At 43.7% G+C, this 25,909-nt stretch carries 25 protein-coding genes; 9 read left to right on the top strand and 16 right to left on the bottom strand.

The genetic code is table 11. The features are described 5' to 3' along the window. Positions 1-15: 15 nt before the first annotated feature. The 8 genes from ACK8HY_RS09410 to ACK8HY_RS09375 form a co-directional block, all read right to left on the bottom strand. Positions 16-1,473, bottom strand: a complete 1,458-nt coding sequence (locus ACK8HY_RS09410; protein ID WP_416133453.1) for a hypothetical protein — start codon at positions 1,471-1,473, stop codon at positions 16-18. 159 nt (positions 1,474-1,632) lie between these two features. Next, complete coding sequence (locus tag ACK8HY_RS09405) at positions 1,633-2,664, bottom strand: LacI family DNA-binding transcriptional regulator (RefSeq protein WP_416133452.1); 1,032 nt, start codon at positions 2,662-2,664, stop codon at positions 1,633-1,635. Positions 2,665-2,892: 228 nt separating this feature from the next. Next, positions 2,893-3,246, bottom strand: coding sequence for a hypothetical protein (locus tag ACK8HY_RS09400; protein WP_416133451.1), 354 nt, complete (start codon positions 3,244-3,246; stop codon positions 2,893-2,895). Between the two features lie 23 nt (positions 3,247-3,269). Then, positions 3,270-5,225, bottom strand: coding sequence for a RagB/SusD family nutrient uptake outer membrane protein (locus ACK8HY_RS09395; protein ID WP_416133450.1), 1,956 nt, complete (start codon positions 5,223-5,225; stop codon positions 3,270-3,272). Positions 5,226-5,235: 10 nt separating this feature from the next. Continuing rightward, on the bottom strand, positions 5,236-8,766 hold the full coding sequence (locus ACK8HY_RS09390; RefSeq protein ID WP_416133449.1) for a SusC/RagA family TonB-linked outer membrane protein: 3,531 nt from the start codon (positions 8,764-8,766) through the stop codon (positions 5,236-5,238). Positions 8,767-8,912: 146 nt separating this feature from the next. Then, positions 8,913-10,106, bottom strand: a complete 1,194-nt coding sequence (locus tag ACK8HY_RS09385; protein ID WP_416133448.1) for a FecR family protein — start codon at positions 10,104-10,106, stop codon at positions 8,913-8,915. Between the two features lie 84 nt (positions 10,107-10,190). Then, positions 10,191-10,739, bottom strand: coding sequence for an RNA polymerase sigma-70 factor (locus ACK8HY_RS09380; protein WP_416133447.1), 549 nt, complete (start codon positions 10,737-10,739; stop codon positions 10,191-10,193). Between the two features lie 280 nt (positions 10,740-11,019). Continuing rightward, on the bottom strand, positions 11,020-12,057 hold the full coding sequence (locus ACK8HY_RS09375; protein WP_416133446.1) for a leucine-rich repeat domain-containing protein: 1,038 nt from the start codon (positions 12,055-12,057) through the stop codon (positions 11,020-11,022). A gap of 355 nt (positions 12,058-12,412) precedes the next feature. On the opposite strand from ACK8HY_RS09375, the gene ACK8HY_RS09370 reads away from it, so the two are divergent. Together ACK8HY_RS09370 and ACK8HY_RS09365 are read left to right on the top strand one after the other, a co-directional pair. Then, on the top strand, positions 12,413-12,949 hold the full coding sequence (locus ACK8HY_RS09370; protein ID WP_416133445.1) for a hypothetical protein: 537 nt from the start codon (positions 12,413-12,415) through the stop codon (positions 12,947-12,949). A 28-nt stretch (positions 12,950-12,977) separates the two neighbouring features. Next, complete coding sequence (locus ACK8HY_RS09365) at positions 12,978-13,235, top strand: hypothetical protein (protein WP_416133444.1); 258 nt, start codon at positions 12,978-12,980, stop codon at positions 13,233-13,235. Between the two features lie 78 nt (positions 13,236-13,313). Here the strand turns inward: ACK8HY_RS09365 and ACK8HY_RS09360 are convergent, their stop codons facing one another. Next, positions 13,314-13,778, bottom strand: a complete 465-nt coding sequence (locus ACK8HY_RS09360) for a PepSY-like domain-containing protein (protein WP_416133443.1) — start codon at positions 13,776-13,778, stop codon at positions 13,314-13,316. 484 nt (positions 13,779-14,262) lie between these two features. Between ACK8HY_RS09360 and ACK8HY_RS09355 the strand changes: the two genes are divergently transcribed. Beyond that, entirely contained in the window at positions 14,263-14,655 is a 393-nt protein-coding gene (locus ACK8HY_RS09355; RefSeq protein ID WP_416133442.1) for a hypothetical protein, read from the top strand. A gap of 15 nt (positions 14,656-14,670) precedes the next feature. Continuing rightward, entirely contained in the window at positions 14,671-15,168 is a 498-nt protein-coding gene (locus ACK8HY_RS09350; protein WP_416133441.1) for a DinB family protein, read from the top strand. 362 nt (positions 15,169-15,530) lie between these two features. On the opposite strand, the gene ACK8HY_RS09345 is transcribed toward ACK8HY_RS09350, so the two are convergent. The 5 genes from ACK8HY_RS09345 to ACK8HY_RS09325 all read right to left on the bottom strand — a co-directional run bounded on the left by ACK8HY_RS09345 (position 15,531) and on the right by ACK8HY_RS09325 (position 19,322). Then, positions 15,531-16,523 (bottom strand): ABC transporter permease, encoded by a 993-nt coding sequence (locus tag ACK8HY_RS09345; protein WP_416133440.1) that lies wholly within the window; start codon positions 16,521-16,523, stop codon positions 15,531-15,533. Continuing rightward, entirely contained in the window at positions 16,486-17,481 is a 996-nt protein-coding gene (locus tag ACK8HY_RS09340) for an ABC transporter ATP-binding protein (RefSeq protein WP_416133439.1), read from the bottom strand. Before ACK8HY_RS09340 ends, ACK8HY_RS09345 begins: the two co-directional genes overlap by 38 nt. Before the next feature lie 25 nt (positions 17,482-17,506). Further along, positions 17,507-18,361, bottom strand: coding sequence for an NEW3 domain-containing protein (locus ACK8HY_RS09335; protein WP_077438459.1), 855 nt, complete (start codon positions 18,359-18,361; stop codon positions 17,507-17,509). A 153-nt stretch (positions 18,362-18,514) separates the two neighbouring features. Then, complete coding sequence (locus ACK8HY_RS09330; RefSeq protein ID WP_416133438.1) at positions 18,515-18,805, bottom strand: hypothetical protein; 291 nt, start codon at positions 18,803-18,805, stop codon at positions 18,515-18,517. Positions 18,806-18,875: 70 nt separating this feature from the next. Then, positions 18,876-19,322, bottom strand: coding sequence for an Hsp20/alpha crystallin family protein (locus ACK8HY_RS09325; RefSeq protein ID WP_343564020.1), 447 nt, complete (start codon positions 19,320-19,322; stop codon positions 18,876-18,878). A 349-nt stretch (positions 19,323-19,671) separates the two neighbouring features. Here ACK8HY_RS09325 and ACK8HY_RS09320 point away from each other — a divergent pair, with 349 nt between their 5' ends. The 4 genes from ACK8HY_RS09320 to ACK8HY_RS09305 all read left to right on the top strand — a co-directional run bounded on the left by ACK8HY_RS09320 (position 19,672) and on the right by ACK8HY_RS09305 (position 23,083). Beyond that, a complete protein-coding gene (locus ACK8HY_RS09320) occupies positions 19,672-20,694 on the top strand; it encodes a hypothetical protein (RefSeq protein ID WP_416133437.1) in 1,023 nt (340 codons plus the stop codon). A 137-nt stretch (positions 20,695-20,831) separates the two neighbouring features. Next, positions 20,832-21,428 carry a hypothetical protein gene (locus tag ACK8HY_RS09315; protein ID WP_416133436.1) on the top strand — a complete coding sequence of 199 codons (597 nt, stop codon included), beginning with the start codon at positions 20,832-20,834 and terminating at the stop codon, positions 21,426-21,428. A 383-nt stretch (positions 21,429-21,811) separates the two neighbouring features. Then, a complete protein-coding gene (locus ACK8HY_RS09310) occupies positions 21,812-22,282 on the top strand; it encodes a hypothetical protein (RefSeq protein WP_416133435.1) in 471 nt (156 codons plus the stop codon). A 273-nt stretch (positions 22,283-22,555) separates the two neighbouring features. Then, positions 22,556-23,083 (top strand): hypothetical protein, encoded by a 528-nt coding sequence (locus tag ACK8HY_RS09305; RefSeq protein ID WP_343564010.1) that lies wholly within the window; start codon positions 22,556-22,558, stop codon positions 23,081-23,083. Positions 23,084-23,132: 49 nt separating this feature from the next. Here ACK8HY_RS09305 and ACK8HY_RS09300 read toward each other — a convergent pair whose 3' ends face one another. Together ACK8HY_RS09300 and ACK8HY_RS09295 are read right to left on the bottom strand one after the other, a co-directional pair. Then, positions 23,133-24,047 carry a helix-turn-helix transcriptional regulator gene (locus tag ACK8HY_RS09300; RefSeq protein WP_343564008.1) on the bottom strand — a complete coding sequence of 305 codons (915 nt, stop codon included), beginning with the start codon at positions 24,045-24,047 and terminating at the stop codon, positions 23,133-23,135. 68 nt (positions 24,048-24,115) lie between these two features. Further along, positions 24,116-24,967 carry an SDR family NAD(P)-dependent oxidoreductase gene (locus tag ACK8HY_RS09295; RefSeq protein ID WP_077438451.1) on the bottom strand — a complete coding sequence of 284 codons (852 nt, stop codon included), beginning with the start codon at positions 24,965-24,967 and terminating at the stop codon, positions 24,116-24,118. 230 nt (positions 24,968-25,197) lie between these two features. Between ACK8HY_RS09295 and ACK8HY_RS09290 the strand changes: the two genes are divergently transcribed. Then, positions 25,198-25,749, top strand: a complete 552-nt coding sequence (locus ACK8HY_RS09290) for a hypothetical protein (protein ID WP_416133434.1) — start codon at positions 25,198-25,200, stop codon at positions 25,747-25,749. Positions 25,750-25,909 lie beyond the last annotated feature (160 nt).

Genomic DNA, 25,909 nt, shown 5'->3' with positions numbered 1-25,909 from the left:
AGCTTTTGGCCCTCGCTAACGGTTTTGTATTTTCATGGAGGATACTTTATCGTTGAACGTTGAAAGGTAGGAAGACGAAGAGGTCACGACAAGACTGTCGCCGGTAAAATTATTCCCATTGTATAAAGTGACTTTAACATTTGCGCCTACTTTAATGGAAGAGATGCTATTGTCGGTCACGCCTTTTGCCAATAAGTCCGACGTGGTATACTGCCCTTTACCAAAGCTCCCTTTGACACCGGCATAGGAGGCATTGGAATAGGTATATACCGAATCTTGATTGGTGGTCATAACATCGTTGACATAGTTGAAGTCGTAAACATTGGAGGTCGTGTATCCATTTTGCAATAATAATTTGACCTTAAGTTCGTAAGGTGTATTGCCCTTGTAATAGAGTTCATTGAGGTCTATGGTTCCTTGGATGCTACCGGAGGAAACTGGCGCAAATTTCCAGGTGACTGCATTGTAATCTTTGTTGGCTCCGGTACCTTCGTTGTTTACGTTGGGATCCATATAGACCAAGATCTCGCTCACCGGTAAATTGGATGTATAATTTCCGGTAATAAAGATTTTTTGCTGACTGTTGTCAATGACAAATTGAGGTTGGATGGAATAACTGGGGGCCTGGTAAGGACTGGCTGTAGCCACGGCCGATTGAAAAACTTCATTTCTGCTGAGGATTGCCGCATCGGAGCCGGTTAGGAAAGTAGGCAGTCCCTTGCTAAAGCTCACATTGCCACTTCCCATCAAAGATGTACCCAATGTAGGTTCTTCGCTGACATATTTCGCCCGGTTATGAGGCAGGTTTAACCCATGGCCCAGCTCATGCAACATGCCGCCAAGGTAGTTGGAGCTTGGGTTTGGAATTCCGTTGACGGACATGGACGAGTTATCCACGGCAAAGCAGTATTTGCCATAGCCATAGAAGGGCTGGCTGTTATCGCCGTCTGTCCTTGCAGGTAACAGTACTAAGTAGTGATTGTTGGATGAAAACTGGCCTGGATGGGCAGCCCGATATGTATTAATTTCATTTATAATTTTACCGGCTGATATTGCTGAACTGTAGGGGTAGTCTGCCTGGGCTCCCGCGGCCGGAATTTCAATAATATTCACCAGGCCTGAGGAATCTTTTGCCAGCCCCAGGTAATTGCTGTAGCCATAGCGTCCCATTTCATTATGTAGCCAGTCCTGGAAATGGACAAACAGCTGCGATAGCCTTGGACGGTAGCCCGGTAAGGCCGGATTGTCCGTAGGGACAAACATAATGATATTGAGATTGACCGGATTGCTGACAAATTTAAGGTTGCTTAGCGATGTGTCTATGCTGCCGTTGGAGGAGGCCTTTGACCGTCGGATTTCTGTAGGATTCTGCTCGGGCAATGGCTTTGAACAGGCGAAAAAAAGTGACAGTACAGTGGCAGACAATGCAATTCCCTGAATGATCTGCATCCATTTTTTTGTTTGTTTTCTCATAATTTTTACAATAAATAATCTATAACTGTTAATTGAGTATTGGTTAGTTAGGGTCAACCAAAACACAGATCTATAGTAGAAAATATATTTTGATTTACAGTGATTTACGTTTAAGTCAAACGTTTGCGTAACTTACGAAAACGTTTTAATTGTCGTGCTTTATTCAGAGGACTTGCGTGTCAGAATAGAAGCTTGTAATTCAATGTTTTGATAGGGGGGCGCAATCGCATTATCCGAATTTTCCAAAATTTTATGGAGAATAGTGAAAGCCTGAGATCCGATTTCACGCGAAGGCTGTACAATGCTTGACAATGACGGCTGAAAAATATTGCTGTATTGGAAATTGGCAAAACCAATCAGGGCCATGCGATCCGGTACGGCTATTCCGATGGCATGTAAAGCCTCTAACGTTAAATAGGTAAGCTGATCCGAGGCGGTAAAAATTGCTTCGGGAGGGATATTTGAATTAACGAGCTGCGTGAGGTGTTTTTTTAATTCATCCAGCACATCATTTCTTCTTCTATTAGTTCCTATTGATAGTAGATAATTCGAATTAAAAGCGATGTCAAAATCTCGCAGACATTGAATATAGCCGCGCCGGCGCTCCGTTGATGTTCCTGGCGATAGATTGGAAATAAATAGAATTTTTCTTTTGCCCCGATTGATCAACTGAGAAATACCCTGGTAGACCACTTTAAAATTATCTATTCCAATTTTATACGTATTTATATCGTAATTGGTCCGGTCAATAAGGACGATAGGGATGCCCTCTTCTTTTAACCGCTGGAGATATCTTAACGAGGTATTATTTCCTGTAGCTGCAATGACGACAGCATCCGCCCCCTTTTTAGATAACATTTCTAAATGTTTCAATTCAAGCTGGGGGTCATCTACGCTCTGCATAATAATGAGGTTGTAAGTCGTTTCTGACATCTCTCTTTCAATACCTTCGAGAATCTGCGAGAAAAATGGATTGCCGATCGAAGGAACAATCATACCAATAATATTTGTTCTCCCCTTACGCAATAATTTGGCATATTGATTGGATTGATAGCCATGCTCATTGGCAAACTTTTGGATTTCAACTTTAGTTACCGGGCTGATTTCATGACTGTTTGAGAGCGCTTTGGATATGGTGCCTATAGAGTACCCCATGGCCTTGGCAATATCTTTTATCGTTATTTTTTTCATGTTTTGGAATTGCTTTATTTGATTAGTCCGAATTGAAAAACTTTAGGCGGTCATTCTTAATCGTTTTGATACCTTCAATTTACTATTGGTTGCCAAATGAAAGTTCTTTCTCAAATATGCTTTGGCTTTAAATTGAGACTACCAGGCGATCTCGCCTGATAGTCACACTAAACACGCTAAATTAACGCGATGGTCACCTCTACCATTTTTTTGACCGACTGCCGGCTATTAGTTCGTCACGTTGACGATATACCAGACATTCAGTTCGCCGGACCGGATAGTGACGGTGTCTTTGCCTACGCTCAGGCCGGTAATCAATCCGCCCGTACTATAGCTGGCAATTTCTGGATGTTTGTTGCTGTACGTAGCGGTAGTTACGGTACGGTTTCCGGGATTGACTGCCAGATTGACCTGGAGCGGCGTGCCGATCTTAACGGGAATCTGCATAAATCCCCCCGAAAGTACCGCTTCCCGAACGGTCAGGTTGTCTTTGATCGGACCGAGGTCTTTTTTGCAGGAATGCAAAACTACGCTTCCGCACAGACAGGCAATGAACAAGTATATAGTTGATCTGATTTTCATAATGTTTTTTCTTTTTATCCTCCTTATTTTGCACCTAGCCATCCAGGGTTCTGAACCAGTTGACTACCATCTAAAGCGAGATCATATAAAGGCAGTGGCCAATAATAGCGGTAATCTGCCCATAGCGCCGTGCCATTGCTGATGTTCGGGCTCCTCGGATAGGCGATTATAAATCCATTGTTATCCAAAAAGATATCTTTATTGACTTCTTCTTTGAGGGCAATAATCGGTTTGCTGGTATGTGTACCATCGTACAGTTTTCCTTTTTCGGCCGTAAATTTCATTCCACGCAAGGGAACGGTCATCAGGTTGCCTGCTTTCCAGCGCATCAGGTCTTCGTAACGGCGGTCTTCCAAGACCAATTCTACACGACGTTCTCTTCTGATTTCACGGATGATGGGGCTAACGGCATAATCAAGTTTGCTGGCGTAGATTTCATCGAGTCTGGGATCCGCTGGGATGTTGCCTAGGTCGAGTTTGCTGCCGGGATATTTTGCAAAGTCAAATCCTGCGCGCTGGCGCAACAGATTGATCGTCCGGTCCAGGTCATTCTGGGTCAACGTGCCTAAAATGGCTTTCGCTTCTGCTAGCATGAGCAATACTTCGCCATAACGGAATTCAATGGCTGTCTGTTGCCCGTTGGTAGTCGCTTCGTTCTCGGCACGGTCGCCCATCCAATGTTTTATGGGCAGGTAGCCCGTTACGGTCGAGCCGCCACCGACATTATAGGACAGTCGGGGATAGGTAATCCCATTTTTTTCGAGGCTGGTGGTTCCGTCCGTTCTGTTAAACAGGGAGCGGTTTTCACCGGGGTAATTAATGGTCTGCTTCAGGCGCGGGTCGCGGTTTTCAAGTTCGGACCACATGCCATCGTATCCTTTGAAGAGCGGATTGGCGGTATAGTTGCCGGCTGATCCAGAGGAATAGATCGGCTTTCCGTCAATACAGAGGTACTCGTCTACGAGACCGCGTGTGGCCCCACCTGCCGGCCGTGCACCCGAAAGGCTATTGTTCTGGTCCCAATACCGTTGGGTCGCGTGGCCCACGACGGTACCATCGTATACCCGGGCCAGGATTGCTTCTTTGTTGCCGTCCGAAGTAGGATCCTTTTTGAAAGTAAACATTTTCCAATAGGGATTTTCTCCTGTGGCATAGAGCTGATATCGTCCGGTGGCGATGATTTTTTCGCAGGCATCCACACAGGCCTCCAAAAATGGTTTTGCCGTGTTATGTAAGGATAATTCCTGGTGATAGGTTCGGAAGGAGCCTTCAAACAGGCCTATCCGCGCTTTTAAAAATAAGGCCATGTCCTGGTTAATACGTCCATCCGGACGGCCGGTAATACCTTCCAGTCCCGCAATGGCCATATCGATGGTCTTCATTAACGAATCGGCAACCACGGTGCGCTTGTCCCGGGGTCTGTACAAATCCTTGCTGTCGATATTGAGGTCGCTGGAAAGCCAGGGTACATCACCAAACAGCATAAGCTTGCGGTAATAATCCATGGACTTAAAGAAATAGGCCTCGCCGATATATTTTTTCAATCGGGTAATGTCGTTATTGACCGCCGGCAATGCATTGCGGTAGTTCTGGATAAAATAATTGACCGAACGCAGGTTTTCCCAGGTCCAGTCAACCGAAGTACCTGCATTTTGCGGAAGAAAGGTATTGTCCAGGATACGGTCGATATTGCCATAGCGGACCATATTGTCGGTCATAAAATCGCTGGCCAGCAAATGGCTGCCCCCGACAACATTGGGATTGACTTTGGCATCTGCCCAGCCCGTACCATGTCCTAGGATATATCGACTATACAGGTTATTCAGGTATAAAGTTAATTCCGTTTCAGTATATAATGTGTTGTCCTTCGACAGGTCAGTTTCGGGACTTAGCTGTAGAAATTTATCGTTACAGGACTGGATCAACAAGAGAGATGATGCGGCAGCCATGACGATGAATCTGAATATGTTCTTTTTCATAATAGTTTAGTTAGAAGACAATTTGAGCTCCAAAGGCAATAGATCTTTTCTGCGGATAATCGGCAGAGATCTGATCGACATCAAAAATTGTTGGTATTTTTGTGACTTCAAAGATATTGTAACCGGCAAGCGTGAAACGTAGGCGCTCAATACCGAGTCTTTTGGTCATGTCATGGGGTAAGGTATAACCCAATACGGCCTGTTTCAGTCTGAGGTAGGCACCATTGATCAGGTACCGGTCCTGCACGTTTACAGTTAAGCCATACATCGGAAACTCCGCATCTGTACGCTCAGGTGTCCAGGACCGTTCATACATCCATTTCGATCCGGCTCCACCGCCCCAGTAAGAAGATAAACCAGTCCAGATATCACGCTTGAGTACGCCCTGGAACAAGAAATCAAGATCGAAATTTTTGTACTGGACATTTCCGGTGATACCAAAGCGATAACGTGGTGTGGAATTGCCGATAACGGTACGGTCACCCGGATTGGCCAGGGTATTGAGTCCGGCATCTATTTTACCGTCCGGAATCCCTTCGGGGCCGCCAAGATCCTGATACCAGATATAGCCTGGATAAAGTGTGCCTTGATAGGCGCCATTGTAGATCCAGTTGCCATTGGATTCGTTTCGTCCGGCAAAATCACTTTCCTGCAGTATGCCACCGGTGCGGTACCCCCATATTTCACCGATTGTTTTACCATCATACATCACCTCCCGGCCCGAAGCATTGGCAATCATCATGGTGGTATTGGCCGCATAATGCTGTACTTTGGTCAGGTAGTCGGAAAGGTTAAGACCTACACGATAGCGGAGTTCACTGTTAATGGACTGCTTCCAAAGAAAGGAAAGCTCGAATCCTCTTGTTTCGAGTATCCCTGAATTTTCCAGCGGTGCTGCTGTCCCCAATACCGTCGGATATGAAGCGCTGCCATCGGTCAGGATATCCGTTGTTTTACGATTGTAATACTCAAAGGTAACATCGAGGCGGTTTTTGAGAAATGTACCATCCAAGCCGATATTCCAGGTTCTGGCTTTTTCAAAAGTCAGGAAGGGGGATACAAGTACTGGCGGATTGATATAGACGATCTGCTGGCCATTGATCAGGTAAGGAGCCTTTCCGGTACCCATGGTTGCCTGATACGGATAGATGGATGAGGGCTGATTGCCCAGTTTCCCCCAGCTTCCGCGCAGTTTAAGTTCGTTGAGCCAACTTTTTGTACCTTCCATAAAATTCTCCTGCGATATCCTCCATCCGGCCGAGAAGGAAGGAAATGTTACAAATCGGTCTTCTTCGGTAAACTTCGCACTGCCGTCATAGCGCAGATTGCTCTCAAAAAAATACTTTTCGGCATAGTTGTAATTCACTCGTCCGAATAGGGCGCGTCCAGCAAGCGTATACGCATTCCTGGATACGGTATGCAAAGATGGATCCTCGGCAGCATCAGGGTTCTGTATATCTGGCGAGATCAACTTGCGGAAGGTGTTGGTAATCTGATTAAATTTTGTCTGCTCTTGATTATATCCGACGACGGTGGAGAAATTGTGTTTTCCAGCCCAGGTCTTTTTATAATCAGCATAGATATTAACCAAATATTTGTTGGTATTGTTGTTGTCAAAATAGGCCCGGTTTTCCGCCGCTTCGGCCTGTTGGGCGGTGTATTGCCAGGAGTCCACGACTTGGTTGAACTTTGGGCTGTAGCGGTTCAGGCTGTAAGACTGCGGCTGATAACTGAGGTCAGCCTTTAGTTTCAATGCATTTGGAATTAAGGTAAACTCAGGCGAGATCAATAACGATACCCTTCTGTCGGTGGACTGGTTGTTGGCCCCGTAGCTCAGCCAGGCGAGAATGTTATCGGTGTAGGTATTGGGCAAGGGGTCATTCGGTCCGGTCTGGATGGGCATATTGATGTTTTTGTGTGTCTCGCCCATCATGGCAGACCATATACTTCCCTTCCCACCCACGATGTAGGGGCTATTGAAATCTGTCTGGTCAAAACCAATCTTTCCAAAAACACTGAACCAGCTGTTCACCTTGGCATTGATATTCATCAGGGCATTGTAGCGTTTCAGTTTATCGGTATTGATCTTGTACATACCCGATTGATTCTGTAATCCTCCGGAAATATAGTAGTTAATGGACTCCGCCCCGCCGCTGAGATTGAGGGTGTGTTTTTGCATCGGGGTCCATTTTTTGACTGCTTCCTCAAAGGGGTTGACATTGGCTACCCAAATAATGCTGTTTCCCTCCTGATACCATGCATTTTCGGGCGTGGGATTATCCATATACTTTTGGATCATCTCCAGTTTTTTTTCATCTGCCGTACCGGGCTTGCCATTTGTCCATAGGGTTCTGTCCATGCCGGATTTTTGGATCTCATAGGCATTGAGGATATCAGGGATCCCGGATGGGGTGTCAAAGTTGGAATCGAAGTTGTAGGCTATCTTGCCTTTCTGATTGAACTCGCCTCGTTTGGTACGGACTAGGATGACCCCATAGGCGGCCTTGGTGCCATAGATTGCAGCCGCAGAGGCATCTTTGACAAAAGACATGTCCATGATGTCATTGGGGTTGAGCTGATTGAGGGCTCCCGTGGTACTCTCGACCCCGTCGATGATAATCAAAGGATCGCCATTGACCGATTCAAAGACCTGCGTATTCGCATTATAATTCATGGAGGTACCACCGCGCAGGTTAAATCCCGGCGTATTGTTCGGCGAACCGTTTCCAAAGGTGATGTTCAGGTTGGGGACAAGTCCCTGTAGCGCCTGACCGATATTGGCGACGGGCCGATTTTCAAAGGCTTCCTTGCCAACATGTGAAATGGCTCCTGTTAAGTTGACTTTCTTTTGCGTACCGAAGCCGACTACAACAACCTCTTCCAGCGCGCTGTCGTTTTCTTCTAACGCTATGTTCAGATCGCTGGAGGTCGTACTGTTGAATGCGATATTCTGTGCCTTAAACGAAAGGTGGGTTATGGTCAGCATGCCTGTTGGCTGTGCGGATTGCAGCGAAAAGTTTCCCTTGCTATCCGAAGATGTTCTGGTCGTAGTTCCATTTAGACTTATTGTTGCATTTTCAATGGGTTTACCGTCTTTTTTGGCGATCAACCTGCCTTTAATGCTGTATTGTTGCTGCTGTTGCGCCCGAACAGTACTTTTGGGTGCACTGGGGAGCACGACAACATGTTTTTTGTGGATCTCAAACGCCACCGGCAGTTCGTCCGAAAGTTCTTTAAGCACTGTTTCCAGCTTTTGGTTGTTGGCATCGACGCTGACCGTCTTTAGCCCGTTAAAGAGACTTTCGTCATAAAAGAAATGGTAACCGGTCTGTTTCTTGATTTCCTGAAAGATGGTTTTCAGGTCACCTTTGCTGACATGCATAGTGACCTGCTGGGCTTCTGATTTACCGTATACGCCATAGGTAAATAGTAATCCTAGAAACAAAGTGGCTTTGACTTTTTTTGAAATAAGGGGTGTAAAGCTGGGTTCGGTCATTCGACTCCCGAACACGTAATCTTTACATTTGATAAAGTAATTCATATATTCAGCAATAGGGTTGGTTTTTTTGGTTTTAATTCAGGTACTTAGGTGCCGTTGGTTAGTGTAGCCTGACGCGGTACCGCTAAGTTTGGTTAAGTAAATCTTTATAACATTGATAGGTCCTCCTTTGATAATTACTTGTTTTGTTAATACTTATTTTTTACGGTAACGGTTTTTCGGTCAATAACGAATTCAACTCCGGCACCACGTTTTATCAGTTCTAGGGCCTCGGCCAGGCTGACATCCCGGCTGATGCTTCCCCCAAAGGTTTTCTTGCTGATCGGGCCCTGGTAAATGACATCAATAGCATACCATCTTGCCAGTTGATCCATAATGTTCTGAATCTTGTCGTGCTCGAAATAAAAGTAGCCCTGACGCCATGCGATTTCCTTTTCAATATTTGCTTGACTGACACGCATGTCGCTGCCATCGAATTCAACTTTTTGCCCCGGAATGACCTGTTTTGTCGTTTTATTGGTATTGGTCAGCTGGATGCTGCCATTGACCAGGGTGACATTGGAGGAAGCATTGTTGTATGCCCGTAGGTTGAAAGCTGTGCCCAGGACTTTAATATCCCCATGTGCGGTACTGACAATAAACGGTCTATTTTTTTCATGGGCAACTTCAAAATAGGCCTCGCCACGCAGTTCTACTTTGCGGATTGATTTGCCGAAGGCCAATGGATAACTCAGCTCCGAAGCTGAATTGACCCAGACCTTGGTACCATCGGGTAGTACCATCCGATAGAATCCTGCCGCGGGCACAGTTAGGGTATTTTTTAAGTTCGCCAGTTCTGCCTGTGGACTGTTTGTCTTATACTGCAATTGTCCATTGCTAATCTGGAGCTGTTCGCCATGCTGTTCGTTCAGTGTCGCCTGTTGCTGGCTTAGTTCCACGGTTTTACCGTTAGAAAGTGTGAGTGTGGCTTTCTGTCCACCCGGCAAAACGTCATTTTTATAATTATACACCTGGTCGGCGACAATCTGCTTATCCCGATGTACCGTATTCAGGAACAGTGCGGCGCCGATAATGACGAGCAGGCTGGCGGCTAGGCCCACAAGGATTTTAAGGTTTCGGATGCGGGCATTGCCGGTAGCTTGGATTATGGGTTTGGCAGTTGGATAATTTAGGATGTTGGTTCTTGCCCGATCGAGGTCCAGGCTATTCCAAAACTGGGCATCGCTGGATTTGAGACCCTGGTTGGTGTATTTCTCCCATTGATCGCGCAAGCTAGGATCATCTTCAAAGATCTTTTGAAGGGACTGTATATCGGTTTGACTCAGTGTCCCGCTAAAGTGCTTTACTAAGTAATCTACTAGTATAAATTGCTGATCCTTCATGTTCTTCAATCGGTTGTTTAATTAAAGGAGCCACAAGGGATGTAAAAGGATGGAAGGAAAAATGGATAAAAATGTAAATTACTGTTAGTCAGGTAGTAAAAATAACAGTAACGCGAGCATCCGGCTATCCAAACGCGTGCGTAGAAGTTGTATCGCTCTTTTTTTCTGACTTTTGACGGTATTAATGGAAATGGTCAGGCTAGTGGCAATTTCATCGTTGGAGCGCTTTTCAAAAATGGCCATGTGCAGCACCTGCTTACAGCCCTGTGGCAATTCATTGATCGCTTCCATCAATTGGTTGATCACTTCAGCCTGCATCATGGCATCCATGATCGTCTGTTCTTCGATCATGTCCTTATCGAGCTGATCGAAGTACTTGCTTTTTACTTTTTCACTTCGGATCTGTTTGAGGCAGTTGTTTCGGACGGCAATAAAAAGATAGCCCTTGCGTGCGCTTTCATCTTCGGGCAAGGCATTCCGCCCTTCACAGAGACCGGCGAAAAAGCTCTGGACAATATCTTCAGCCAATGCTTCGTCATGCAGTATATTGTTGGCAAACAGACAGAGCTGTTTGTAATACCGTTGAAAAAGCGATTCTATATCATAAGGTAGAGATGTCTGCAAATTTTCCAAGTGATTTAATATGTATTAAGCAATTGACATAACAGGAGCTCTTGGAGCATGGCATAAATATAGGAAAATATGCTAACTTTTGAATCGGGGATAAGGTGAACTACATCGGAGTGGTAAAGTTTTTGGCAGGTCTTCGTCTTGACGAGGCCGCGCTTTCGGCTATTTACGGACGTATAAAAGACGTATAAAATAAGTTTTGGAATCTTAAAGAGTTCTTAATTATGTAGGCAGTCTGGTCAAAAGCCAGACTGCCTACATAGTGTGTCGGGATCGGTTGAATTTAATCGTTCATTCCGTCGTAATAGAGATCTGTATTGGTCAGGATATCCTGAATCTGTTGGTATTGTTTTTTTGTAAATCCCGTTTCGTGCACGGCAAACAAGCCCGGCCATTTTATTTTTTTGACCGAGGCCAGGAACGGTTCCCATTGTAAAGGATTATTGTTAAATGAAACATGGTTCAGCTTGGGATTTGTCGCCAATACTTCGGGTACGGATGTAAATTGGTTGTAGGAAAAATTAGCGTGTTCAAGTTTTTTGAGTGTCGCAATAGATTTGGGTAGGGAAGACAGCGCTCCACTTTGTACACCGAGTTCGACCAGTTCGGGTAATTGCTGAAAGAGATCAGGAAGTTCTGACATCTTCGTTGTTTCTTGAAAATTGCCAGAAGTATGTAAGATGGACAATTTGTTCAGACTAAAAATTTCTTTTGGAAAGGCCGTAAACCTGTGATTGTCTAATCCGATCTGCTTTAGATTTTTGAGCTGCGCAAATGATGGCGGTAGAACTGTCAGGGGGTTGTGGCAACTGAATTCTTCTAGTGCTGTCAGATTGGAAATACTGGCTGGAAGTGTTTTTAACTTATTTTGAGTTAATGTCAACTTTTTCAACCGATGATTGGGCGTTTTGATTTCCGGAAAAGCATCCAGTGCGAAATTGTCAATTGTTAAAACTTCCAATTGTTTGCCTTCGTTCATGACCTTTTGTAGAACGTTACTCTCCAGTGTTCTGTCAGAGACCATGGTCTTAAAAGACAGCTCTTTCAAGCTCGATAGATCTGTATGTGCTAATTCGTCTATATTTCTGAAGCGTATTTCCTTTCCGTCGGTTGTCGTGGCCCGGATAGTAGGTGTACTGGTCGTTGGCATCGGCGCAGCAAAGGCAGCAGGGTTTTCTGCACTTTCGTTAACCGGATTAGCTTCGACCACTGGGACAAACTCCACGCGCTTAGGTTCTGGATATTTTTCTTTCTTTTTCTTCTGTGCAACCGCCGTAAGGACAAGTAGAGAGAAGCTGAAAACGATAATATATTTTTTCACGTTAATCTTTTTGTTTTTGTATGGGTGCAAATATGTTTATTCAGGCCGAGTGTTTTCTTTCCTATTTATATCCGTGAGACTTTGTTTACGATTCGTGTCGGTTGATATGAGATCTGCACTAAACAATTTGATGGGCAATTTTATGTAGTCGCCGCGGACAAGGGCTGCTGATTCTTGCCTGTTTATAGTAACATTTTTTTGGATATGCATTTTTGCGGATGAGTTGTAGTTGATTGATTACAATTGTATTTTTTTGTCCTATAAATCTGGTTAAGAGCTCGCTGTATTTTTTTTAAAAGGAAAAAAACGGCTACTTTTGAGCCATCTACCTATTTTAATATTAAAAACATTTTTTATGGCTACGGGTATTTTACTTATTCTGTTGATTTTTATTGGAGCTTTTATTGGGAGAAAAAAACAATTGGCGCGACGTTTTAACGATAATGTCAAGATTGCGGTCGACTATATGGTTCAGGAATATCCCGGACAATATAGCGGTGACCGGAATGCGAAAAGTGGTGTCTTTATTTTCAATACTGAACGTGTAAACGATACCTTAAAAAGTGTTGTCATAAAAAAGGTGAATCCTTTACATTCGGCACTGAATGTCAATCTCGATCATATGCTACTGATCGCATTGGAGGGGGCTGCCGCTGCAAAAAATGTATCGGTCCGCTTTAAAGTCACAAAGAAAACGGCAAAGATTGATGATCTAAAAGATGTGCTGATCAAGGTATCCGGCGTACTCAACTTTAAACAAGGGGACACAAAAGATTTTACGGTTGTTTTACCTATCGCTGGCCTACATCAGCTGTCGCGTAGGGCAAAAAATGCTGATCTAAATGATGCTCAGGTGTTGGAGGACATCGCCGACCTCAATCTTTCGATGTAAAGCTAGGTTAGGCTAATCCTCAAAAATCATGGGGAGAGACACCTTAAAAATTCTTCCAGATCAAGATCCTTATCCACCCAAAAACCGAAGGTATTCCGCTGAAAATTACGGAACAGGCGGGTTATCTGATCAATCTAAAATCCGAAGATGGCAGAATGGAAGTATACTTTGTCGACAAAAAGTAAGAACAACAGCGGGTGACATTTGGATACTGACCCACTGGAGTCGAATAGGTACGCCCCTGCTTCCTGTAATGGTTTTGTCGCTGTGCCAGGTAGGGCAATAGATTGACTTTCAAATAAAGCCCTGAGACCTACTTTTGGCCTCAGGGCTTTATTTGGCAGGTCCCAAGAATTGTTGGTTATTAATCATCAAGACCGATGAAGCTGCCATCAGCATTAAATTTTAGATCCAGATCATTAGACAGATCTATCTGGTAACCGTAAGGTTCTTTGTCAATACCTTCGATAAATAAAGGCGCTGGATATTGCTTAACGACATAACTCAATATAGGTGACGGAATTAAGGTATCGGGTAGTTTTTGACGATTCCCTTCAATGTCGGTCCAATTGCCATCTTTGTCTAAATCGATCTCTATACCATTGTTCAATCTGACTTCATAGAGGCCGCCGTCTGTATCTGAATTGTTTTTTCGTGTAATACTGACTACCGTGTTTGCTTCAAAATGAGTTTCAATCATCGTTTTGCCCAGCTGGGGAAGTTCTGCATAAGTGATGTCGCTTTCGATCGGATCATCTTTGTCACAAGCCATAAATGTCAATGCACTGCCCGTTATCAATGCAGCTGCAAACCAAGTTAATTTCTTCATACACGCTATTTTTTTAATTCTATTACTCATCTTATCGGGGGCTGTTTTTAAAGCCACCTTTAGCTGGGAAATAGAAAATACCATAAGATAAAGTTCTATATAGATTCTGGAAACATTTGGGAAAGAAACTTGGAAGCTTAATATCAGCAGATAAATCTACAAATCGATCTGATTGCGGCTAATTGGTTGAAGTCAGGTTGCTTAATCTTTCTTTTACGACCTCCCAATGTTAAGGCTATATCTTCCTTGTCTTTTGGATAGACTAGGTTCACATTTAAAAGATTGTATGTGGGGATAATATAACATTGTTATTATGATGGATTAATGAAAAGTTTTTTAAGTGCAATGAATCCATATTTATACCCGAAGTGGTATAAATAATTTGTTTTTACTGTTTTTTATACCTTATCGGGATTATTTGTCAGATCTTATCTGTCCTCAGTAAACTATTTTGGATGTATACTGTCTTCTATTAAAAAATAGTATGGAAAAATCTTGCCTTCAAAAGATTGCACGCTATAGCTTAGGTGCTTTTTTAATGGTAGCGGGAATCGGACATCTGACCTTTGCCCGGAAGGAATTTCAGGCACAGGTACCTGATTGGGTGCCGATCGCTAAAGATGATACGGTCCGGTATTCGGGATTTGCTGAAATTGCACTGGGCACTGCGCTACTATTGGCTAGGGGCAAACAGCGTGCTACTGTCGGAAAAATTGCAGCGCTGTTTTTTGTTGCGGTGTTCCCGGGCAATATCGCCCAATATAAAGAACATCGGGATGGTTTCGGACTGGACAGTGATGGGAAAAGGCTTGCTCGTTTATTTTTTCAACCGATACTGGTACTATGGGCATTAAAGAGTACGAATAAACGAAAATAGCTTATTAAGTCAGGTATGGACAATTTAGAAGTATGGATGCGGGGACCAATCAAGGGGATTCCAGCTCTTTTGCAGCCGGTAGCACATGCGCTACTGCAAGTGGTAGAGGATAGCACAAAATATACAGCCCAGCTGTCGCCGGAGCAGCTCTGGGCAAGGCCCTGTGGTAATGCTAGTATTGGATTTCATCTGCTGCATATCCGAGGAGTGATTGATCGCATGTTTACCTATGCAGCAGGTAAATCCTTGTCTGCTGAGCAGTTTAATTATCTCCAGAAAGAAGGTATCGTGGATTTGAACCACAGCGTCGCTACACTAATCGGAAACCTACAGCTGCAGATCCGACAGGCTTTAGAAGTCTTGTCGATGACTGATCCCGCAACCTTGACTGATGAACGTTTCCTGGGGAGAAAGCAGATTCCAACGACCCTGATCGGTCTCTTATTTCATGCGGCTGAACATGCACAACGCCATGTCGGCCAGCTGCTGGTCACTTCCCGTTGTCTGAAATAAAGGTTGGTTACGAATGGATCCACTTTGGCTTTCTAGTCCTGTTAAGATCTCAGCTAGAAATTGATCCCAGATCAGTGCTGCCCGAGTATCTCCTCCCTGACGCTTGCTTTTGCATTTATCGGTGGGTTTGTATCCCTGTGTTTTATTATCCGCTTTGCTGTCGCCACAATCGACGGAATTGTTTTTTACTATGCTTACAAAAAGGAAAATAGCGATTAAGCAGCCATTTTTTATTCATTATACACTTAACAGAGGTCGCCTGTCCGATCGGACAGGCGACCTCTGTTATTTTTTCTTAGAGCAGGATCCTAGCATGGTTGGCTTATGCATGTTATGCAATCAGTCGGATCCCGCGGCGTTATTTAACTCCGTATCTCCCGCCGCATAAAGATATAGTAGGACCAGGCAAAACAGATCATCATGGCGGCGGTGAGCCCACTGATCTGTGGCCAAACCATCAGAAAACTTTCACGAAAGGAGAGGGGCGAGGGAATAGCCCCCACCATCTGTTCCATGGTGATCGGACCGAGGCTGCGTACCGAAGGCATCAGCAGTGTGGTGGTGGCGTCGGTGTAGAGCTGGCTCGGTGACAAGCGGAGCAGATTTAAGATCAGCTCATTGTAGCCAATGTACTCTTGCTCCGAGATGTAATTGGGATTGGGCAGGAAGGGGCGGATGGCCAGGTTTACCAGAATCGGGAAGAACACGGTAAAAAACAGCCAGATACCGATGGCGGTAAGTGCTGAAGTAGCCGGCTGACGAAAGCGGATCGACAGCAGGATGGAAAGGCTCAGCCAGAAAGCGACATACAACACACTGATCAAGGTGAATCCGAGAATGCGTAGCAATTCCTGCGGTTCTATCCGTACACCGGTGCCCATCAGTCCGCCACCGATCATCAGCATGACCAATGCAACAAACAATGTTCCCACAACGATCAATGGCGCCAAAAATTTGGCGAACAGTAGATTGTCGCGGTAGATTGGCTGCGCCAGCAACCGCGTAAGTGTACCGTTGTTGTACTCTGCATTGACCGCGTCAAAGCCCAGCGCAATGCCCAATAATGGGGCCAGAAAGTTTAAAAAAACATGAAACGGCGGAATGGAATTATCCGTCGTGGTCAACAACTTGAGGTACAAAAATGACTGGTCGGGATCACGCATATTGCTGACAGCATCTTTCAGCCCCATGGATGAAACATAAAGTGCGGCACCGAAGGTCAGCACGATAAGCAGGATCAGTATAATAAACCGCCAGCTGCGGATATGTGCAGCGATTTCTTTGCGTACCAGCACCTGCATGGGCGTGGAGAGCTTGCTATTGAAATCTTTTGAAGAAACCCCTGGATTTTTCATAGACAGTATCTTTTGTTATGCTATTCTCAAAATATGTATTGTAAATATCGTCGAGCTGGTAGTCATTACGGCTTACGGCGACAATGTCTGCCCCATTGTTGACCAAAATACGGACAGCTGCAGCGGTAACATCGCTGTCGGTTTTTAACTCGACCGAAAGTCCATTTATGCTTACCTTGCGAAGTCCCGGCAGCACCTTTAAGGCTTCTTTAAACCGCTGGGTATCCGGCGCCCTTTCGAGCGTAATGACGGTGCTGACACCTTCCTGTTGTTGAAGGTTCTGCGCCAGGCTTTCTATTGAGCCTTGGGTCAGCAGCTTGCCGCCCACAAAAATGCCGACGCGGTCACAGACGCGCTGTACCTGATGGAGATGATGGGAGGAAAGCAGTACGGTCAGCTTATGCTCCCTGCTGAGCTGCTTGATCAGCTCCAAAAATTCGTCAACACCTTTGGGATCTATGCCCAGTGTGGGCTCGTCAAGGATAGCAACTTCAGGTGCTTTGATCAGCACTTCGGCCAGCCCTAGACGCTGTTTCATCCCACGGGAAAAAGAACCCGTTTTTTTATGCATTTCCTGTTCGAGCCCCACAACATGCAACATGTCTTTGGCTGAAGTCTGTGCTAGGGATTTAGTCAGCCCATTGAGTTCGGCTATGAAGCATAGGTTTTCCAGTGCCGTCATATCCGGGTAGAAGCCCACATTATCGGGCAGGTAACCGACTTTGCGTTTCACGGCTATGGGGTTACGGGTGGCATTATGGCCACAGACATAGGCTGTGCCGGCACTTGGTTCGGTCAGGCCGAGCATCATCAGGATGCTGGTGGTCTTTCCGGCACCATTGGGCCCCAGCAGGCCAAAAATTTCGCCGGGATAAATATGCAGGTCCAACTTGTCTACGGCGGTAAATTTGCCATAGGTTTTGGTCAGGCCTGTCAATTGAATGATAGGATCCTTCATTGTAATTATCTTTTTTGTCCTACCTTTATCTACGGCCGTATTTGCGGATGAGATAATACACCAGTCCAATAGCCAGTACGATGACCAATAGGCCGACCCAGCCTGAAAGCAAAGAGGTCTTGACGATCATGCGGAATGAGATGTCGGCATTGCTATTGGCGGATTTGATCTCAAATTTGCTTGCATAGTCTCCGGCAATGGTTTTGTCGGGAACTTTTAGATTGACTTTGACGTCGATGGATTTTCCTGCTTCGAGCTGTTTGATATTCGCAGGATCAAAGGTTGCCTCCCATCGGCTGGGCAACTGGGAACTTAGTTCCAACGCATTGAGGGGGAGTGTACCGGTATTTTTGACTTTGAGCAGGATTTCTTTGCTGCTTCCAGAGACGACTTCGTCGCTGAGTCTGCCGCTGGGTGTGGTCAGCTCAAGTGCATAGGAGCCTTTGACCACGGCCTCCAGATCCAATGCCAGCGTATCCTGCGCGGATATCGCCTTTACAGGAATTTTATATTTATCGGGTTTGGCGGAAATAGGGCAGCTGATTTCAATGCTGATTTCCTGTGATTTATTTGCTTGCATCATCAGCGAGGTCACCTGTGAGCCTTCCACGCGGTAGCTGATCTGCCAGCCGTCTGGCAGCTGTGCGTTAAAGTTGTAATTGACCGGTTGTGCAGACCCATTGCTGAGGGTAGCGGTATACCGAAAGGGCTCATTACTGGGCGACTCGATATTCATTAGCCGCGCTTCAAAATTGGATTTGAGCGGTTTCACGGTCTGTGCCGGAAGTGAGAGCGAGGTTGCCAGCACGAGAAGTGCAGTGAAAAATGGCCGGAAAGAAAAACGTCGGTTTGTGTTTGTAATTAGTAATTCTGTTAACATGATCCAATAACTAAAATTTATATTTAAATAGAATATTAGCTTTTAAAAAATGTCGGTTTTGGTATCGGTTACCTTTTCGAAAACCGCGTCCAAATTAAAAATCAATTTGATAAATGTCAAGGGTAAAATAAAAAACGATCGGCCTGTTAGGCATCATTCGAAGTTCACGGCCCTGAAAGTCTTCTTGATGATGATCTTGGTGTTTTCTGCCAGTTCATCCAGTGTACAGTGGATCGATCTCAGTTGTGTTCTGGAATTTTCGGTATCATTGAGGAGAAGATTGATACGCAGCCTTCGGAGGTCAGAGGCCTGCTGATCCCCGCGCAGTTCGTCAAATAGTTCATGAACAATCTTCTCGCAGCTGTTCCGGTCAAAACTGGCGATGGTCATATAGCGTCCACGGCAGTACATCTGTAATTCGATATAATAATTTGAGCGTTCCATATCCTGCTTAAATAAAAATAGGTTAGCCTCCCCGGGGAGACTAACCAGGTTAAAGTTGCTATTTGGATCTTTAGGATATTTCGATAAGCCGTGGTTCTTTTTGTTTGGCTTCCTCTTTTTTTGGTATCGTCAATCGCAGCATACCGTTTTCGTAGCGCGCCTGGATATTGTCCTGATCGACCACATCTTTTTGAAGTTCAAAACTACGCTGGAAGGACTGGTAGCTGAACTCGCGACGGGTATAGTTATCTGTTTGTTCTTCGTTTTTTTCCTCTTTGGCAGAGGATATGGTCAATAGGTTGCCGTCGAGCGAAACCTTGAAGTCCTCTTTGGCCATGCCCGGCGCTGCAACTTCAACTTCAAAAGTATCACCGTTTTCCTTGATATTGACCGCAGGCACCGTGGTGCTTGTGGATGAATAATTTCTGTTGTCCCAGTTTAAAAGTTCACGGTTAAAATTATCAAACATGGGCGAAAAAAGTGAAAAATTGTTCCAATTTCTTTTTGCAAGTTTCATAGTAACCTCCTTTTAATGAAGTATAACAATAAATTCAATCTGTCAGTCGGCCGACTGTATAAAATAGCCCGCAAAAAAAATACCGAGCTTAAAAAACTGAATTTTTTGCACATAGACTGTCAATTTTTACTGATAAATTGACAGTATTGCCAGATTACATTCAGGTGGTTCTTGACATTGATCATTAGGTCCCCTGGTTTGCTCGCGGCCCTTTTGCGAGTTTAAATCTCCCGTTGACAATATTTTGTGAGGGATAGCGAATTGTAAGCGATCCTGTACGGATATTAAAGCCGTCTTACCGATATACTAACTATTCCTACCTTTATGCTCAAATAGATCATAAAAGAAAATGAACAGAAAAATAGTTACGTTGCTGTGCCTCCTGGTATTTATATCTTGTATGGGCAATCGTTTATTTGCACAAAAATTCTACCCGATGAATTTCGTCCATCTCTATACCGACGAGGGTATATCAAAAAATGAGGTTGCCATATTAAATCCGATCTATCTACCCGCTGCTGGATTTGCGCGGATAAATGATACGCTTTATATAAATAAGCAGAATAAAGAACAGGTTATGTTGTCCACCCGAAAGTATGACGACAAGAATGAAGTGTTATTAACCTATCGTACGGTTGCTGACCTAAAAATTTTTAAGGAGCGATTGCAGGAGTATCAGCCTAAGCTAGAACAGACCGACGCTCATACTTACCAAGCCACGTTTAAAAATCCATTGATCCAGTTTATAATCATGGAGGATACGGTCATAAACAATAAGCGGTTTCGTGATATTAAATTTATACTGCGCTATGATAAAGGGCAGAAATTTTCATTTTCTTCGGACAATTGCACCTTCCCGATTACGGATACCTATCCGTTCCAAAATACGACCTGGTATTTTTCGGCTAAATATGACCGGTCATCATCAAGTTCGGAGTACAATGATATGCAACTGATACTTGGTAAGGAAAAGACCGCCTACAAGATTGAATTCGTGGATGACATACATTTTAAAGTGACCTATACTGATCCAAAGAAAAAGGCGCATGTTTATCAGAGCAGGTATAATAGTTATAAATCCGAAATCAACTTTTATGCGAATAGTTTTGAATGGGCGGACAAAGATAATATGGGCAGGGCACTCGAAACCATGCCAGAGAAATATGCGGGATCAGATTCTTTCTTCGGTGAGCCCAAGAATTTTGCCCGAGCTGCGGGGTCGGCAAGGTACTTCCGATTTATTTTTTCAAAATCCTATCGCTGTCTTTACCACATTGATGGTGGGGTAATGGAATTGAAGACACAGGATTTTAAAGAACAGGAAGATGTGAAGATGATGCCTGAAAGTATGCCTAAGCGTGTAGATAATTAAAATAGAACGTTTATTTGGAAAACTTTCCTCCTTGTGCACTTGTTCAATTAGCACAGGGCAACGCTGCTATTGAATTTAAATCGAGTCGAGCCTGGAAAGCGTATAGATTTTTGAAGATTTTAAAAAAAGGTAATGCGATGAGAAGGGAACAAATAGAACAATGGATTGCAGAAGGATATAATGTCCTGGAACATAAGAGACCCAAAGTCGTTCCGGGCGATATCTGGGAATATTTGAATAACCACGATGGGCACGGAACAGACGTCTATGCTTTATCCGAACTGGCGAAATGTAGCGATCATGAATTGCAGCAGATCGAATTGCGCAAATATGCTCAGGAATACGGGCAATTGGGTGAGAAACAGTTTCTGCGCAATGAGGCCATCCGGTTGAAGTCATTTGATAAATACGAAGCCTTTTTACGCTTATTTTACCCGAATAGCGTCGAAAAAGAAGTGGAGGAAGCGAAATTTCTTGCCGGACGTGTACGGCAGGTAAACAAAGAGGAACTGGAGCAATGGGTAGTAGCTAACCATATTAATGTGCTGTTGTCCGATTTAAATTGTCTTGACGAGGATGCGATCCTGACCGGAATGGTGATTCCCTCCGAAGAAGTGGTTAGCTACACGGATGGAGGATTGCAGGATACCATGGATTGCCACCTGACACCCATGGAATTTTTTAGCCATACAGAGGCTACGCTGTTCTGGATCGATCCCAAAATAAAAACCTAGATCGTTGCATGGCTCCGCCCGTCAAGCTTGACTGATCGCTATTTTTTATAGAATAATGGATTAATATGTTAATTATAACTGTAATATGAATATTTGGCATAATATCTGTTACAATAGCGAAGTGTATCGACTTAACGGTAACAAGGAAGCGATATCCCATGATGACCGTTAGAAAAACCACCAAATAATATATAAGAGAGCCTCCCGATGGAGGCTTTTTTTCGCAATCGAAGTTATTCCTACAGATTGTTGGGTATTTTTGTTAAATCAAAAGATTCGGCTATTGATGGAATATTTGTTATTTTATGAAAGGTGATCTAAATACATTTTCAGTTTTTTACACAATATCTTTTTGTGCTTTGTTATTGTTTTCTTGTGGACCTATGAAAGAGAAGCGGGAAAAAGAATTACGGATTTTATTCAATCGCGAATCCGTTGATGAACAGTATGGGGTGGAAATGTACTTAAGTAATTCTTATAGGCATGATTCCACGGGATTTTTTGTAGCAGGCAATGATACAGTTCCCCTAGCAAAATGGTATAGCCTGCTGGATGAGATGTCTAAATTAAAACGCTACAAACCCGAAATGAATGATATTTTACATAAACATAATTATTGTTCGAATCTAGAGATCGAGTTTTATGATCATGAGAAATCGTTATGTCAATTGTGTTTGAATCCAGATAATAAAACTGTAAGGTTGAATTATCTAGTCTATGAAGCCACCCCGCAATTGCTTTCCTTTTTTCGTAATTATATATCACAGGATTCAGCAGTTTTTATGGCTAATGGAAAAAAGGGTTATATGAAGAAGGTCATGTTTAATAATCGGAAGACTAATCGGAATCAGTGAATAAGATTTAAGGGAATGGAAATTTATTCCGACGGATATGATAAATAATCAAATTTGAAATTTATGGAGAGATATTTTCTTGAAAAGTGGCATAAGATCAAATTAAGGCTTGATAGATGGGTGGAGCAATCATTGGTAGTTTAATTGGCGGATCTTTGAATTTTTGAAGCGCATAAGAATCATTTATTTGATTTTCGGTCTTTACTTTTTTACCTAACTTTAGTGTAACAGTTCTTGTTCCGTATAATATAAACACAAACGAGCTTGGTATTTATGAAAAAGATCGAACTTATTCCGCTTGTCGGAATACACATTGAAGATATAGGATCGGTGTCTTTGGGCATGGCACAGGCGGAGGTACAAACTATTCTCGGGCCACCTTCAGACGCGTTGGATGGCCAATATTATTACGATGAGCTTGAATTGCGGCTAGATTTCGATGATTTTGGGCAACTCGAATTTATCGAAAGCATCAATGGCCCCACACCAGAAAAAACCGAGATCAGTATCTATGGACTTAACCCATTTAAAGTAGAGGCTGAGGAACTGCTCAATATCCTAAGTGAAAAGAACAATGGCCCTGTAGACGATTCCGAAGCGGGGTACTGTTACGCTTTTCTGAATAGCTCAGTCGGGGTTTGGCGACAGATGACCGAAGAGGATATCCAGGAAGATATCGAAGCCATAAAGGCTGAGGGCGAGTACGAAGATAATGTGGATATGCTACTCGAAGATCTGGAAAAATCCAAATTCTTCTGGACAATCGGTATCGGCGTGAAGGGGTATTACACAGCGGACTAATATTGTTGAGGGGCAAAATAATAAAATTCCTGCCTTTGAAAGCGGGAGTTTATTGAAATAGTTGCCTGAATTCAAGAGGACTCTGTTGGGTGGTTTTCTTAAATACCTTACTGAAAGATTGTGGATGTTCAAAACCAAGTTCATAAGCAATTTCGCTGATAGAAAGGGAGCTGGTGCTAAGGCGTACTTTGGCATATTCAATCATTTTATGCTGGATATGCTGCTGGGTATTTTGTTGTGTGTAAACGCGGAGAACGCTGCCCAGATAATTTGGGGATAGGTTGAGCTGTTGCGCTAGAAAACTGACCGTCGGGACGCCTTTATCCAGCAGTTTGTCCCGGTCAAACTGTGCTGAAAGGAGCTGTTCAAATCGGGTTACAAGTTCCTGAGTGGATTTTTTTCGCGTGATAAATTGACGCTCATAAAATCGCTCAGCATAGATAAGCAAACGTTCGATCTGCTTGAGGATCAGTTCGCGGCTGAATTTATCGATATTGGACTGATACTCTTTTTCGATGTTCTGAAGAATATCCACAATAATTGCTTCCTCTTTATCTGAAAGAAAAAGGGCTTCATTGACTTCATATTGAAAGAAATCGTAGGTATGGATATGCTTTGCCAGTTCGCTGTTCCACAAAAAATCAGGATGTATCAGGAGGAGCCAGCCACTGGGTTCAGTTTGGACCTCCTGATTGATCTCCACTTTTAGAAACTGTAAGGGGGACACAAAGGTGAGCACCCCCGAATCAAAATCATACTGTTGCTGCCCATAATTAAATTTGGCGTTTACATTTCGCTTTAATCCGATGGAGTAAAAATGCTGGATCCAATTTAACTTGGTATCAATGACAGGGTAATGCACCTGACTATAGTCGACCAGACTAATCAATGGATGTTCTGGCTGGGGCAGTCCACAAAAGCGATGAAATTCCGAAAGGGAATGAAAGCGAAATGTATTCTCCATAGATGTAAATTTACTTATTTTCTTTTTTTATGTTGCCTGTTCTTTTTATACCATTTACTTTTTTCCAGCTATTTAACAGGCTGTTCAAATCCTGTGGATACGGTATAACTTTTCCATTTTTCAATCTCGGCAGTCAAGGTATCGATTTTATTTTTGGCGAGCGTATAGGCATCTTCACCCATTAAAAAATGTACTGGTGGATGCTCCAATGTACTTAGCTCAATCAGTAAAGTAGCTGCTTTCTGCGGATCGTTTGCCTGATTGCCATGGATTTGCTGAAGATGTGCGGTCTCATTTTCCCTCGCAGTGACGTAAGCCGGGATAGGATTGGCCGCAGTTTGTATAGATCCGTCGGATAAAAAATCCGTCCTGAAATAACCCGGGTAAACCAAGGTTGTGTGTACACCGAAGGGTTGCATTTCGACTGCAAGCGCTTCAGTAAATCCTGCTACGGCAAATTTTGTGGAGCAATAGATCCCAAAACCGGGGAAATTACCTGCAAGACCACCGATGGACGCAATGTTGAAAATATGACCCGATTGTTGATGACGCATATGAGGCGCGATATGTCGGATAGCATTGAGTGAGCCAAAGACATTCACGTCAAAATTGCGCCGGGTTTCTGAATCGCTGAGTTCCTCAATAGCGCCTGTTTGCCCGTATCCTGCGTTGTTGACGAGGACATCGATACGCCCGAAATAATCAATCGCCGACAGTACTGCCCGGCTGACATCTGCATTGTCGGTGATGTCTACTTCGAGTGGAAGAAAATTTTCGTTCTCACCGATTTCATCTTCCAGTGCGCGTTTTGTTCGTGAAGTTGCGACAACATGATAACCTTGTGCCAACAGTTCCTTTACCAAGTTTAAACCAAGTCCTTTTGAAGCACCGGTAACAAACCATACTTTTTGTGATTTCATTGTGTTTTTAGTTTAAAATAAATTGATGTTACAAAAGTGATGAATTGCGGTGTTTTGGATGTAGGCAGATCGACGGATCTTGTAGTCAAATCGTGGTTTTGATGTTTTTAACGATAATTGTATTTTCGAAGTGTAATCCTTATTTCACCTTATCAACGAGTGGAGAAAAAAGAAAGCCAGGAAGTGGATGACCACTTGATAAGAATGCGCAATTTAAACAAAAGATAATTATGGAAAACCAGGGCGCGTCCGTCGTAATAACACATCACATTTTGGATGATAAGCAACTCGAATACGACCAGTGGTTAGCGGAAATTGTACCGCTCACGAAACATGCGAAAGGGTTTATTGATCTCCAGGTCATTCGACCTATCCCCAATTTAACATTTGTCTATACTGTAATTATCAGGTTTGATACAGTGGACAACCTAAAAATCTGGATGGAGTCCGATACGCGCAAAAGAATGATTGAACAGGCCAGTCCCTTATTTCGAAAACAGGACCGTTATCAGATCAAGTCAGGCCTAGAGTTCCTTTTTGAAACGCCAGAGCAGGTTAATAAGATACCCCGACGCTGGAAGCAATATCTTGTTACCTGGTCTGCCATTTACCCCTTATCATTGGTTATGCCTATGATCCTGCTACCTGTTCTCCGATATTTTCATATTTCTCAAAATCGTATGTCCGATGGATTGCTGATCACAGGTTGTATCGTTTTTCTAATGGTTTATCTGGTAATGCCTAATTATACCAAACTCATTCGCAAATGGTTAAATAAATAATCAACTGTTCGGTTGACAACTTGGGGAGAGCTGATAAGGCACTAAAGAAGGCAATTTTAATCGTTCGTGATAAAACAATTCTTCCATGACAACACTTTGTTTTATAGGAAGAGTCTTTGGTGAGAATCGGTTAAACCAAATTGAGGCTCTGGATAATGGT

The organism is Sphingobacterium sp. NGMCC 1.201703 (assembly GCF_047784615.1).
Taxonomy (GTDB): Bacteria; Bacteroidota; Bacteroidia; order Sphingobacteriales; family Sphingobacteriaceae; genus Sphingobacterium.
Note: the sequence above shows the minus strand (reverse complement) of the source record. Positions and strands in the feature narration are given on the sequence as shown.

Excerpts from the sequence above, each read along its gene's own strand:
- ACK8HY_RS09410 (WP_416133453.1), bottom strand. The coding sequence starts at position 1,473 with ATGAGAAAACAAACAAAAAAATGGATGCAGATCATTCAGGGAATTGCA.
- ACK8HY_RS09405 (WP_416133452.1), bottom strand. The coding sequence starts at position 2,664 with ATGAAAAAAATAACGATAAAAGATATTGCCAAGGCCATGGGGTACTCT.
- ACK8HY_RS09400 (WP_416133451.1), bottom strand. The coding sequence starts at position 3,246 with ATGAAAATCAGATCAACTATATACTTGTTCATTGCCTGTCTGTGCGGA.
- ACK8HY_RS09395 (WP_416133450.1), bottom strand. The coding sequence starts at position 5,225 with ATGAAAAAGAACATATTCAGATTCATCGTCATGGCTGCCGCATCATCT.
- ACK8HY_RS09390 (WP_416133449.1), bottom strand. The coding sequence starts at position 8,766 with ATGAATTACTTTATCAAATGTAAAGATTACGTGTTCGGGAGTCGAATG.
- ACK8HY_RS09385 (WP_416133448.1), bottom strand. The coding sequence starts at position 10,106 with ATGAAGGATCAGCAATTTATACTAGTAGATTACTTAGTAAAGCACTTT.
- ACK8HY_RS09370 (WP_416133445.1), top strand. The coding sequence starts at position 12,413 with ATGGCTACGGGTATTTTACTTATTCTGTTGATTTTTATTGGAGCTTTT.
- ACK8HY_RS09365 (WP_416133444.1), top strand. The coding sequence starts at position 12,978 with ATGGGGAGAGACACCTTAAAAATTCTTCCAGATCAAGATCCTTATCCA.
- ACK8HY_RS09360 (WP_416133443.1), bottom strand. The coding sequence starts at position 13,778 with ATGAAGAAATTAACTTGGTTTGCAGCTGCATTGATAACGGGCAGTGCA.
- ACK8HY_RS09355 (WP_416133442.1), top strand. The coding sequence starts at position 14,263 with ATGGAAAAATCTTGCCTTCAAAAGATTGCACGCTATAGCTTAGGTGCT.
- ACK8HY_RS09350 (WP_416133441.1), top strand. The coding sequence starts at position 14,671 with ATGGACAATTTAGAAGTATGGATGCGGGGACCAATCAAGGGGATTCCA.
- ACK8HY_RS09345 (WP_416133440.1), bottom strand. The coding sequence starts at position 16,523 with ATGAAAAATCCAGGGGTTTCTTCAAAAGATTTCAATAGCAAGCTCTCC.
- ACK8HY_RS09340 (WP_416133439.1), bottom strand. The coding sequence starts at position 17,481 with ATGAAGGATCCTATCATTCAATTGACAGGCCTGACCAAAACCTATGGC.
- ACK8HY_RS09335 (WP_077438459.1), bottom strand. The coding sequence starts at position 18,361 with ATGTTAACAGAATTACTAATTACAAACACAAACCGACGTTTTTCTTTC.
- ACK8HY_RS09330 (WP_416133438.1), bottom strand. The coding sequence starts at position 18,805 with ATGGAACGCTCAAATTATTATATCGAATTACAGATGTACTGCCGTGGA.
- ACK8HY_RS09325 (WP_343564020.1), bottom strand. The coding sequence starts at position 19,322 with ATGAAACTTGCAAAAAGAAATTGGAACAATTTTTCACTTTTTTCGCCC.
- ACK8HY_RS09320 (WP_416133437.1), top strand. The coding sequence starts at position 19,672 with ATGAACAGAAAAATAGTTACGTTGCTGTGCCTCCTGGTATTTATATCT.
- ACK8HY_RS09315 (WP_416133436.1), top strand. The coding sequence starts at position 20,832 with ATGAGAAGGGAACAAATAGAACAATGGATTGCAGAAGGATATAATGTC.
- ACK8HY_RS09310 (WP_416133435.1), top strand. The coding sequence starts at position 21,812 with ATGAAAGAGAAGCGGGAAAAAGAATTACGGATTTTATTCAATCGCGAA.
- ACK8HY_RS09305 (WP_343564010.1), top strand. The coding sequence starts at position 22,556 with ATGAAAAAGATCGAACTTATTCCGCTTGTCGGAATACACATTGAAGAT.
- ACK8HY_RS09300 (WP_343564008.1), bottom strand. The coding sequence starts at position 24,047 with ATGGAGAATACATTTCGCTTTCATTCCCTTTCGGAATTTCATCGCTTT.
- ACK8HY_RS09295 (WP_077438451.1), bottom strand. The coding sequence starts at position 24,967 with ATGAAATCACAAAAAGTATGGTTTGTTACCGGTGCTTCAAAAGGACTT.
- ACK8HY_RS09290 (WP_416133434.1), top strand. The coding sequence starts at position 25,198 with ATGGAAAACCAGGGCGCGTCCGTCGTAATAACACATCACATTTTGGAT.